Source organism: Vallitalea pronyensis, assembly GCF_018141445.1.
Classification (GTDB): Bacteria; Bacillota; Clostridia; order Lachnospirales; family Vallitaleaceae; genus Vallitalea; species Vallitalea pronyensis.
The window spans coordinates 2,871,058-2,883,620 of sequence record NZ_CP058649.1 but is presented as its reverse complement, the minus strand read 5'-3'; the positions used below and the strand labels follow the sequence as shown (position 1 = coordinate 2,883,620).

The following is a 12,563-nucleotide window of genomic DNA, read 5'->3' as shown; positions in this document are numbered from 1 at the left end:
ATCATTTTATAGCGCATCCACGCCTTCTTCCCCAGTTCTCACTTTAATAACATTTTCCACTGGGTAAATGAATATTTTCCCATCTCCAATTTCACCTGTCCTAAGAACCTGCTTAGCTGTCTCCACCACTTTTTCAACGGGTACTTCACAGACGACAATTTCTATCTTAACTTTTGGTAATAAATTAATACTATACGCTGTACCACGATAAAATTCTGTTTTCCCCTTCTGTAATCCACATCCTAACACATGAGAAAATGTCATACCCGTAATATCAATCTGACTTAACGCTTCTTTTAATTCTTCTACCTTACTTGGTCTTGTTATAATATCGATTTTGGTGATTTTATGCATGTAGTTCCCTCCCTTAATTCACGAGTATATGTTTGAAAATAAACAAAAAAGGTCTACACACTCCTACCCGGAGTATGTAGACCTCATTGCCCACTCATAATACCTCGTTGCATTTATGATGATTTAAATTCTGATTATAGTATAAACGTGCTTTTTGTATTTGTCAATAACATTTTATATTTTTTTGAATTTTTACCAATGACAACCTTCATTTATTCTATAATTCTATACATATTTATCCTACTATAATGGATTATTTATTTTATTTTCATGTATTTTTGCAAGCACACATTAATTTCTTGCATTTTCTATCCTAACTACATCTCTTCAAACGTCAGCAGGTACAGAAGCCTCTTAGACCCTATGGCTTTCATTAATAGCGGTAGTCTTGGACCACTGGTGGCATTAATGGTTAATCCATAAATCATCGTAAACAAACGCTTCTGCTGAGTCCGCATAATTTTCTTATCTTCATCATGACAGATGGCATAGATATCACCCATTAATACATCCATATCCTCATCACCATTCTCACCAATTAATTGACAAAAATCTTTCAGCCACTTCTTCTCCAAGATACTTAAGGTACCATAATATGCCTTATCTTGCTCCTCATTTAAACGAATCATTTTCTCTGGACACCAAGTAGTAATCCAATGTTCTACCCGATGACTAATGCTCTCAATGGCCTCTTTATCGTATATTAACCCAACCTTTTCAAGCACATCTTGTAACACGCATCTATCAAAATTTACAAGAGGAAAGACGCCTGCTACCTGACTGTAACTGGGCAAACACCGCCATGTATCAGCAACTTCTGATAACGTCATGGCATAACACAAATCCTCATCCGTCAATAACCCCTTATTGTACCGTTCCCTATAGCGCTCATACTCTGTATAATGCCTCACCACATCACCATCTAACCCAATATTAAAAGCTGCACTAGGCTTATACTTGGCAAACATATATAAAATTAGCTCTGGCGTATACACCTTCAATAGGTCCTCAGGGGTCATAATATTACCTACTGAACTGGACATCTTACCCTGACTGCCTTTAATACCAATAAACTCATAAGCTGCATACTCTGGACCAGGATGATTAAAAATATGCTTGACCACTTCCTTGGACACCATATAACTCCCACCAACATCCGAATGATCACGTCCACCTGGCTCAAAGACCACATCCTCAACCATCCACCGCATAGGCCAATCCACTTTCCATACCAGCTTCATGCACCTAGCCTCCAAAACATCAACAACGCCTTCATAACCACATGCACATCCATAACTTAACCGAGAACCATCATAATCCTTAACCTCAGTCAAATCTTTACCACACTGCTCACAATATACCGTCACCGGATAATATGCCTGTCTCTCTTCCTCAGAAGGCTCCTGGGTCTTAAAACCCATAATGACATCATAGATCTGTTGCCTGCAATCAAGTGCATGCTTGATATACCGATTATAACGCCCACTCTTATAAGCTCTACTCTGATAAATCATCTGGGCATCAATACCAAATTCACCCAAAGAAGCCTCAAATGCCTTCTCAAAATGCTCTGCATAAGACCCATGACATCCATAAGGGTCCGGAATCTCCGAATAAGGCATCCCAATGTACTGCTCATATGACCCATCAATCCCCTTGGGCACCTTCCTAAACCGATCATAATCATCCCAAGAAAAGATAAACCTGGTCCTCTTACCAAGCCCCTCCAACGCCTTCACCACAAAATACGTAGTCACTATCTCTCTAAAATTCCCTATATGCACCGCCCCCGAAGGACTAATACCCGAAGCACAAACATACGTTTCTCTCTCCGGATACTTCTCAATTAACTCCCTAGCTATTCGCTCTGCCCAATGCATCCTCAACACTCCTTCATCTATTTTCTATTACAAACACATCATTTTTTACATCACCTATCCCATACCACCATCAAATCCAATACTTTAACCCCTATAAAACACCAAACAACACAGCCCAGTAGGTAGGTATCTCTATAAATCAAGTGATTTCCAGTCATCCATTAGAAAATCTTAGCGAATGGAAGTCGATGTTACATTAAAAACCTTAATTGTCTGACCGCAGGGAGTTTTAAGGTTTCGTAACATCTACTGGAGTGAGCTTAGTTTTTCTTATGGATAACTGGCCTGAACTGATTTATAGAGATACCTACCTACGCCGTCTTGCCCTATCCTTACCTTCATTCACTCAACCTTCATAAAACATTCCTGCAATTATAGACAAATATTAAGCATTAAAAAAACTCCCACCCCCAAGAATCCAATTCTTGAGGACGAAAGTTATCACTTCGCGGTACCACCTCAGTTTATTGACATGTCACCATATCAACCTCTTCAAGTACGGCAAGAAAACATCTTACGTATACTCTATCTCTATAACGTGAGAAACACGTCGTAACATCCCTAAGACAATCTTAGTTCCATACGAAGCTCAGAGGCTTTTTCATTAAGTTATCATCGTCACTCCTTTTCAGCTACCGGAGCTCTCTGTTCACGTGTCAACTTAACCATCTATCTCGTCATCGCCATTTGCTCAGATTACAGCTTATCATCAGCCTTAATCCTATAATATTATACATAGTATATAAAAAAACAATATCTATGTCAAGTTATTCTTTTAATTCTTTAACCCTCTTCATTAAACAAAGCTGTCACAAACTCTTCTGAATCAAAACGCTGCAAATCATCCATACCTTCGCCAACACCAATATACTTCACAGGAATATTAAGCTCCGTCTGTATGGCAATAGCAATACCACCCTTAGCTGTCCCATCAAGCTTGGTCAACACAATACCTGTAATATCTGCAATGTCTTTAAACTGCTTGGCTTGCTGTAATGCATTCTGCCCTGTTGTACTATCCAGTACAAGCAAAACCTCTTTATGGGCTTCTGGATACTCCCGACTAATAATTTTAAATAGCTTTCTAAGCTCTTCCATGAGGTTTTTCTTATTATGGAGACGTCCAGCTGTATCGCAGATTAATATATCGGCATTACGTGCTTTAGCCGCTTGAACAGCATCATAAACAACAGCACCCGGGTCAGAATTCTCCTGTTGTGAAATCAGTTCAACGCCAGCCCGATTGGACCACTCTGCTAACTGGTCAATGGCTGCAGCCCGAAAGGTATCACCTGCTGCAAGTATGACCTTCTTACCTGCTTCCTTGTATTGATGAGCCAGCTTGCCGATGGTTGTTGTCTTTCCAACACCGTTAACACCAATGATTAGAACAATGGACTTCTTCTCTGTAAAATCATAGAGATTCTCTTCATTCTTCATGAGTTCTTGTAACTCTTCCATTAATAAATCTCTAACTTCAGCTGTATCTTTTATCTTTTTCTCTTTTACTTTTTGGCGCAAGTCTTCCATAATGGTCATGGCTGTATTGACACCTAGATCAGCCACAATTAATGCTTCCTCTAACTCCTCATAAAAATCTTCATCTATCTTTGTAAATGAACCCAAGACTTGGTCAACACCACCTAGAATATTATCCCGTGTCTTGGTTAATCCCTTAACCAGCTTACCAAAAAAACCTTTTTTTTCTTGGGTATCTTTTTCTTGATTATCCTTCTTTTTAAACATATGTTCCTCCTAACCTGTCAATTCATTCTCTATTAACTTTACTGAAACTCTTGTTGATATACCCTTTTCCTGCATGGTTATACCATACAAAGCATCTGCTGCTTCCATTGTACCCCTTCTGTGGGTGATGATAATAAACTGGGTATTTTTGGAGAGTTTCTGTAAATACTTTGCAAATCGTTCCACATTGGCATCATCTAAAGCCGCTTCAATCTCATCAAGTACACAGAACGGTGAGGGCTTCAGCCGCTGGATAGCAAATAGCAGAGCGATTGCTGTAAAAGCTCTTTCACCACCGGATAATAACATCATACTCTGTAGCTTTTTTCCTGGTGGCTGGGCTTCAATGGTTATCCCTGATTCTAAAATATTATCTTCATCTACAAGGTATAATAATCCTTGTCCACCACCAAACAACTCACGAAATACTGCATTGAATTGATGCTTAATTTCATCAAATCGTGACTTGAATTGCTTTGTCATTTCTTTATCCAGTTCACCAATTACCTTAATGAGCTTCTTCTCTGCCTCAATGAGATCATCTCTTTGCTCTGTTAAGAAGTCAAATCTTGTCATGACCTCTTTATATTCCTCGATGGCATTGACATTCACGTCACCAAGTAATTTAATTTCCTGCTTTAAATGCTTCACTTTACTTTTTAACTGGGTCATGCTGCCACAATCATCTTTATAGTCCAAAACCATATTATAGGTTACAGCATATTCATCCCACATATAGTTGGTAATATTTTCAATCTGTAATTCATACTTTATTTTAGAATTACCCAGTCGCAAAACTTCTTTCTCTAGAAGATTCACCTTTTGACTTAAGTCTTCACGTTCTTCAAATAACTTATTTTGAGAAAGGGTCATGGCCTCTTTTTCCCTAGTCAACGTTTCAATTTCTTTTTCCATGCTTGCTATTTTCTCTAATATAAGGGCCACGTCTTGTTTATATTGATGAATGATATCTGTTTTGGCTGCAATATCCTCTTGATTTTTTGTTATTTCTTCTTGGTTTTTTTCCTTTTGCTGCTGGATGTCATTGGATTCATCTTCCAATCGACTAAGATTCTCTTTTGTGCTTTTTATTTTCTGTTCTGTTGATGTTAGGCTTATCTTTAGATGGGTTATTTCTTCCGATAAGGCTTCTTTATCAACCTTTTTCTTTTGAATCATATCCGTTAAATAGACAACTTTATCTTCTGCGTCTGTATTTTCATTTTCTGTCCCATATAATTTTTGATTATAGGTATTAGTGGTTTCTTTTAATTCTCTGCTTTGAACATCCAATTCCATAAGTTCACGTTGTCCATCTTCCATTTCCTGAGACTTCTGTTGCCTATCTTTGTTCATTTGTTTCATACGCATCTGGGATGCATTTAACTCAATATTAAGGCCATGACTACGGCTAACAAGTTCATCTAATTGTTTTTTTAATGCCGTTTCTTTTTCCACAAGTTTTTCTTGATGGTCATTGCCTTTTTCAATACGACTTGCAACCTCTTTAATTTTTACCTGATATTCTTCTAATTCTCGCTTACGGGATAAGAAACTGTTACCCTTACTTTTAAAGCTACCACCTGTCATGGAGCCTCCTGGATTCAGTACCTCACCAGATAACGTGACAATCTTTAACTTATAGTTGAATTTCTTAGCTAACCGTACACCATTGTCAATATGGTCTACGATGACCACACGACCTAACAGATACTTAATGACATTCGTATAGAGCTGGTCATGATTAACCAACTCACTTGCATAACCAATAAACCCTTTCTCTTGGCTAAGGGTCTGCTGATACCCGTTTGTACGTATACTGGTTAATGGCAGGAATGTAGCCCGTCCATAACGATTGGTTTTTAGATGATTAATTAATAACTTTGCCGTTTCTTCATCCTTGGTAATAATATTCTGTATGCCGGCACCAAGAGCTGTTTCGATGGCTGTTTCATATTGTTTATCCACTGAAATAATATCTGCCACAACGCCTAATACACCTGATAAGTTCTGTTTCGTTTTTAGTTCCATTACCTTGCGAATACTGTAGTTATAGCCTTCATAGTGTTCTGTAATATCATTCAGAGCATTGTATCTGGATTGAAATTGGTTTAACTGTTGATTCAGTGACCCTAGTTTGTCACTGACTTGACGTTTTTCAGTGCTGCACGTGTCCACTTGTTGCTCTAGCTCATTGATTTGCTGCTTTGTATGAGTAATATCTTGATTTAGATTTGTTAATAAGGTTTCAAGATTTTTATGTTTCTCTTTCAATGCTGCTTGTTCGCCATGGACTTGGGTCATTTTTTCTGTGAGCAATTCTTTTCGCTTCTCAACATTTTCCAACATGGTCTGATAACGCTGTAAATTACTTTTAACAACGGTTATTTCATTCATTCTTTCAATGATATTTGTTTTTATCTCTTCAATGGTTTCTTCTCGAAGTTTAATATCACTGTTTATTTTTTGTAAATTTTCTTCTTTATCATTGAGACCCGCTTTAACTTTTTTATAATCTTCGTTCAAGGATAGTAGCAACCCATGATATTGCTCCACATTGCCCTTATTCATCTCATATCTTGCCTGAAGTTCACCCATATTTTCTTCAATACGTGTAATAGCTTCATTAATTGAACGAATACGTTCACTGGTCATGTTAATGTTATTGTCAATTTTTTCTTTTTCAATGTTGTAGGCTGTTCGTTCATCTTTCTTCTCATCGATCAACCCGCTCATTTGCTCAATATGATCCTGCATCTCATGATGTTTATCCTTAGCCTGTTGATATTGATGTTTAACAGACTGAATCTCTTCATGAATATCCTGCTCTTTTTCTACAATGTCTTTGACCCCATTGTTTAATTTTTCATAGTCATTGATGAAGATATTCACTTCGTGTTTTTTCAGATCTTCTTTCAATACAAGATAATTTTTTGCTACCTCAGCTTGTCCTTCTAACATGTCCCGTTGACCATCAAGCTCTCGAATGATATCATTAATCCTTACAAGATTCTGCTTTTCTTCTTCAAGTTTTTTATAGGCATCTGATTTTCGATGCTTGAATTTCACAATGCCTGCCGCTTCATCAAAAAGATTTCTTCTATCTTCCGGTTTGGTACTTAGAATCTTATCGATTTGACCTTGTCCTATAATGGAATAACCTTCTTTTCCAACACCAGTATCCAAGAATAATTCATGAATGTCTTTTAGACGACAAGCTGACTTATTAATGTAGAATTCACTTTCACCTGAACGGTATACCCGTCTAGAAATGGTGACTTCAAGGTAGTCGATAGCCATGCGTCTATCATGATTATCGATGGTAATGTCCACCTGGGAATAACTGACGGGTCGCCTATTTTCAGTACCAGCAAATATAACATCTTCCATCTTAGAGCCACGAAGCTGCTTAGCGCTTTGGGCGCCAAGAACCCACCTGACAGCATCGGCTATGTTACTTTTACCACTACCATTTGGTCCTACAATACCCGTAATACCTTCATCAAATTCGAAATTTATTTTGTTGGCGAAAGACTTAAATCCTTGTAATTCAATACTTTTTAAATGCATGGTATCCCCTTACCTTACTTTAAGCACTAGCGGCTTTCAATAGGCAATGAACAATGGACAATTATATAATCATATTGTATGATGGCTTTGTTTCCTTGCAAGGACAAAGTCATAAACAATGGCGGGAAACTTTATTGTTACACATATCCCATAATAGTTGTCAATTGTACACTGTCAATTGTGTTATTTAATATTTTTAATAGCGTCGTAAGCACCATCTTGTTCTGCTGATTTCTTACTGCGACCTCTACCATAACCAATGACTTTTCCTTCATGTCTTACTTCAACCATAAATAGCTTGTTGTGATCGGGTCCTTTTTCTTTTACAATTATGTATTCAATTGGATGTTCACTGGTTTTTTGAATAATCTCTTGCAGATGTGTCTTACTATCAATAAATAACTTACGTTTCTCTACATCTTTTAGTAATGTGCGAAGGATAAACCCTCGAGCTGCTTCTAGTTCTCCATCCAGATAGATAGCACCTATAAGGGCTTCTACTGCATCGGATAGTACAGATGCTCGAAATCTTCCTCCAGAGTTCTCTTCCCCTTTTCCTAATCGAATAAACTCACCCAGTCTTATTTCATTAGAAAAATTGGCTAATGTAGGTTCACATACAATGCTGGCTCTAAATTTGGTCAATTCACCTTCAAGCATGTCTGTATATTTCCCAAATAAAAAATCACTGGTTACAATCTCAAGTACCGCATCTCCTAGAAACTCAAGGCGTTCGTTGTTTTCAAACTTAGACATCTTGTGCTCATTAGCATAAGAGCTATGGGTAAGTGCTTGAGACAATAATTTTACATCCTTAAACCTATAACCTACAATTTTCTGAAACTCATTCAAGTTCCGATACTTATTCCTCAAAATATTCCCTCCTCCTTGTTTATGATAACATATTTAGAGGTAGCTAATAATAGTAAAGCCCTTAAACGTAAGGGCTTAGATTAGTCGTTATTAATTTCTGAATTAATGGCTTCAACTGCATCATTAACTGTGACAATCTTTTCAGCTTGTTCGTTGTCAATTTCAATATCAAATTCTTCTTCAACTGCCATAATAATCTGTACTAAATCAAGTGAATCCACATTAAGATCGTCAACAAATTTCGTCTCTTTTGTAATCTTATCCTCATCAATATTGGTGAACTCAGATATAATGGCTACTAACTTTTCAAATTCCATTTTGATTGCCCCCTTTTAAGGATTATTTATTATTTTCTCTTACCTTAAGCTAAAACTTTTGTTTAATTTTATGATTAATGTTTTGTTCTGCAAAGGTTTTACACTGAATAATGGTATTTTTGATGGCTTTCGCATCCGAACTGCCATGTGTCTTCACAACAAGCCCTTCCAAGCCAAGAAGTGGTGCGCCACCATATTCGGTATAATCCAATTGCTTTTTAAACTTTTTAAGAGCTGGTTTTAACAACAAAGCTCCCAATTTGGATCGGGTATCTTGTAAGAAAGCATCCTTCAACATACTGAGTAACGTTAAACCAAATCCCTCTGTATATTTAAGTATAATATTACCAACAAACGCATCACACACCAATACGTCCGCTTTACCTGACGATATATCTCTTGCTTCAATGTTGCCAATAAATTGAATGTCGTCTTCTTGTTTCAATAATGCATAGGCTTCTTTTACAAGACTATTCCCCTTGGATTCTTCTTCTCCAATATTTACTAACGCTACTTTTGGATTCTTTACCCCCAAAACATTCTCGTAATAGATAGAACCCATCTTAGCAAACTGCACCAAGTAACTTGCTTTAGAGTCTACATTTGCACCACAATCAATGAGCAAAGAGACACCTTTTTTATGGGGTATAAACGGTGCAAGTGCAGGTCTTTCAACACCCTTTATTCGACCTACAACAAATGTTCCACCAGCAAGCAGAGCACCTGTGCTGCCTGCAGAAACAAAAGCATCCGCTTTTTTTTCTTTTACAAGCTTTAGCCCTTTTACAATTGAAGATTCTTTTTTTCTTCGTATGGCCATAACAGGTGATTCATGAAGGTCGATTATTTCTTTAGCATCAACTACCTCTATCTGTTCTTTATTATATGTGTACTTAGAAAGCTCATCATTTATGCTAATATTATGACCAACTAAGTAAATCTTTATGTTACGGTTATCCGCTATAGCATCGATCGTACCTTTTACAACTTCTGCTGGGGCATGATCGCCTCCCATTGCATCAACTGCAACAGTTATCATATCCTGCATATAGTACCCCCTAATCTACATTCTAAAAATACTATACTAAACTTTGTTCATCTTTTCAATAACTATTTTGAAATTAATGATATGAATAATTAAAGGCAGCTTACGCTGCCTTATAATTATTCAGTTTCAATAACTACTTTATTCTTGTAAGTTCCACATGCTTTACACACTCTATGAGGCATAATTAATTCCCCACATTTACTACATTTCGCTAAGTTAGGAGCTGTTAACTTCCAATTAGCTCGACGCTTATCTCTTCTAGCTTGGGATACTTTTCTTTTTGGTACTGCCATGTGCCTAACACCTCCTTAAAACTCTTTCATTAAATCTTTAAAAACGGCTAATCTTGGATCTATGTCACTGCGGTCGCAGCTGCAAGTTTCTTGATTTAAGTTAACACCGCATTGGTTACAAATACCTTTGCAGGTTTCACTGCATAAAACTTTCATAGGTAACTCAATAATTAATTCGCTTAAAGCTAATTTTTCTAAATCTAGATGATGACCTTCTACATAATAGATATCAGGATCATCTAATTGTACATCTTTAGAAAAATCAGTTTCAAAGGTGTAGTGAACTTCATCCATACATCGGTCACAAGGCATCATCAATGTGCCTGTTAAGCAACCTTCCAAATGAATTTTCTTTTCTCCCAGATTTGTCATTTGCAAATCAAGATGAAGAACATCCTCTACTTGAATCTTATTTCCGCCAAGAGTTAACTGTTTAACACCTAAGTCTGACGATAATTCTCTATTCGTCTCATGATCGAATAAAAAGTCAGTTAAATTAATGTGCATAACCTCACCCCATATATATTTTATATTTGGAAAGTTTACTCGCATAAAATAACCACATGTAATTATACATATCAATCATACTTTTGTCAACGCTTTTAGCAAAAATAGGATACTTTATAGGCCTTTACAACATCTGCATGCATTCATAATTATCTGGCGAAATAAGTCATAGACTATCTTTTCTTATAAATGTATGCTTATCATGTTATTTGCTTTATACAAAAGACACGTCAGTGGCCATGTAGTTTTAGGTACAATATAGCCAATTGTGTTCTGTCCCTTAATTGTAATTTATCAAGAATGGATGTAATATAATTTCTAACCGTTCCTGTACCGATATAGAGCATCTCGCCAATTTCCTTATTGCTTAATCCTTTTGCTATGAGGGCTAGAATCTCTATCTCTCTTGCACTCAGACCATACTGATCTAAGGCATCTAGCTGCTGCTTAGGCTTTTGGTGAATCATGCTCTTGAATACATCCATAATCCCTTTTTCACACACAAAAGTACCTTTATTTAAGGTTCTTATACTTTCAATGATGACATCCGCTGATTGATTTTTTAATAAATAACCTTCTGCACCGTTTTTAATGGCTTCAATAATATAAGCCTCATCCTTAAATGTCGTCAGCACAAGAACTTTTATATGAGGAAACTTTTCTTTAATCATCTTGGTGCCTTCAATGCCATCAACCAATGGCATTCGAACATCCATTAAGACAATATCTGGTGTTTGAGTAGCGCATTGTTCAAAAGCTTCTCTACCATTAGCTGCAACGCCTACCACTTCCATATCCTCTTCTGTTTCTATTAGAATTTTTAGACCATCACTAACCAGTGTATCATCATCAACTATCATAATTCTCATGTTCATTCTCCGTTCTTACGGGTATAACACATACAATGCGTGTGCCATTTTCACCATCAATACTAAAATATCCATCCAATTGTTCAATCCGCTCTCTCATAATTCTTAAGCCAACACCTCCTGCTGTACCCTGATAGCCTTTACCATTATCCTTTATTTGCATTCTAAGAAGCTTGCCAGTATTGGTCATATGTACCTGTACATGAGAAGCACCTGAATGTTTACTCACATTGGTAAGAGCTTCTTTTAGTACAAAGCTTAATACTTTAAAATGATTCTCAGGGATATGCAGGAAATTTCCTCCGTAGGTGGCATCAATTGTACAATAGGTATATTGGTCTATTATCCTTTTAAGGGTATCCATAGTCACACGTTTAACGTGATACATATTATGCACCGTATCCCGTATGGTTTCCAAAGATGTTTGAAGCTTCGTTACACACCCATATAACATGCCTTCTGCCTTCGGTTTATTGGTATGAAGAATTTTTATTGCTGCTTGTAATTGCATCAACATACCTGCCATACTATGCCCTATGTTATCATGTAAATCTCTGGCGATACGATTCCTTTCCTTTACCTCCGTTAAACGCTCAATTTCTTTATTGGATTGTATCAAGGCATGTTGCACCACTTCCAAATCATACCTGACACGTCGTTCATTATCCAATATACTTCTATCACGTATTTCTTTTGCCTTACTTCTTTTCAATACATATGCGGTGGCTCCTGTCATGACAAATAGTAGCATGTGATGCATCATTGAAAACATGGGTAAACCCGTAAGCATCATGTACAAAACAGGTAGTAAGCCCACATAAAATCCAAAATATAAACTATCGAATATCATGAGTGTTAAAACTGTACTGGAAAAACCCAACCCTTCATACATATAGATCATCATGATGCACTCGAACAAAAAAATCAATGTTTGCCACTTTCTACCTACTTCTTCCATAGACAAAGTGACCGTTATTAATAACAGGAAGAAAATAATATCCATGGATGTAATGGACACCTGAGCCATTTCAAATGCAATGCTCCCTATGATTAAAGCTTTTACCATATACTTCATCACATGAACGCCTGACCTTTCATCAAATTAA

Annotated in this window: 10 protein-coding genes and 1 pseudogene; all 11 read right to left on the bottom strand. The window is 36.8% G+C overall.

Translation table 11 applies throughout. The annotated features are described in order from the left end of the window. Positions 1 to 6: 6 nt before the first annotated feature. Positions 7 to 348: pseudogene (locus tag HZI73_RS11935) on the bottom strand (P-II family nitrogen regulator); the annotation flags it as partial. Between the two features lie 323 nt (positions 349 to 671). After that, on the bottom strand, positions 672 to 2,234 hold the full coding sequence (lysS, locus tag HZI73_RS11930; RefSeq protein ID WP_212698448.1) for a lysine--tRNA ligase: 1,563 nt from the start codon (positions 2,232 to 2,234) through the stop codon (positions 672 to 674). A gap of 783 nt (positions 2,235 to 3,017) precedes the next feature. Next, positions 3,018 to 3,980 (bottom strand): signal recognition particle-docking protein FtsY, encoded by a 963-nt coding sequence (ftsY, locus tag HZI73_RS11925; RefSeq protein WP_212698447.1) that lies wholly within the window; start codon positions 3,978 to 3,980, stop codon positions 3,018 to 3,020. A 9-nt stretch (positions 3,981 to 3,989) separates the two neighbouring features. Beyond that, a complete protein-coding gene (gene smc / locus HZI73_RS11920; protein ID WP_212698446.1) occupies positions 3,990 to 7,550 on the bottom strand; it encodes a chromosome segregation protein SMC in 3,561 nt (1,186 codons plus the stop codon). Positions 7,551 to 7,733: 183 nt separating this feature from the next. After that, complete coding sequence (rnc, locus tag HZI73_RS11915; protein WP_212698445.1) at positions 7,734 to 8,423, bottom strand: ribonuclease III; 690 nt, start codon at positions 8,421 to 8,423, stop codon at positions 7,734 to 7,736. A gap of 80 nt (positions 8,424 to 8,503) precedes the next feature. Continuing rightward, a complete protein-coding gene (gene acpP, locus HZI73_RS11910) occupies positions 8,504 to 8,740 on the bottom strand; it encodes an acyl carrier protein (protein ID WP_212698444.1) in 237 nt (78 codons plus the stop codon). Positions 8,741 to 8,789: 49 nt separating this feature from the next. Then, a complete protein-coding gene (gene plsX / locus HZI73_RS11905; protein ID WP_212698443.1) occupies positions 8,790 to 9,788 on the bottom strand; it encodes a phosphate acyltransferase PlsX in 999 nt (332 codons plus the stop codon). Positions 9,789 to 9,904: 116 nt separating this feature from the next. Beyond that, entirely contained in the window at positions 9,905 to 10,081 is a 177-nt protein-coding gene (gene rpmF, locus HZI73_RS11900; RefSeq protein WP_212698442.1) for a 50S ribosomal protein L32, read from the bottom strand. Between the two features lie 15 nt (positions 10,082 to 10,096). Next, positions 10,097 to 10,633, bottom strand: a complete 537-nt coding sequence (locus HZI73_RS11895; protein WP_212698441.1) for a YceD family protein — start codon at positions 10,631 to 10,633, stop codon at positions 10,097 to 10,099. A 185-nt stretch (positions 10,634 to 10,818) separates the two neighbouring features. Further along, a complete protein-coding gene (locus HZI73_RS11890) occupies positions 10,819 to 11,457 on the bottom strand; it encodes a response regulator transcription factor (RefSeq protein ID WP_212698440.1) in 639 nt (212 codons plus the stop codon). Further along, positions 11,438 to 12,532 carry a sensor histidine kinase gene (locus HZI73_RS11885; RefSeq protein ID WP_212698439.1) on the bottom strand — a complete coding sequence of 365 codons (1,095 nt, stop codon included), beginning with the start codon at positions 12,530 to 12,532 and terminating at the stop codon, positions 11,438 to 11,440. Before HZI73_RS11885 ends, HZI73_RS11890 begins: the two co-directional genes overlap by 20 nt. Positions 12,533 to 12,563 lie beyond the last annotated feature (31 nt).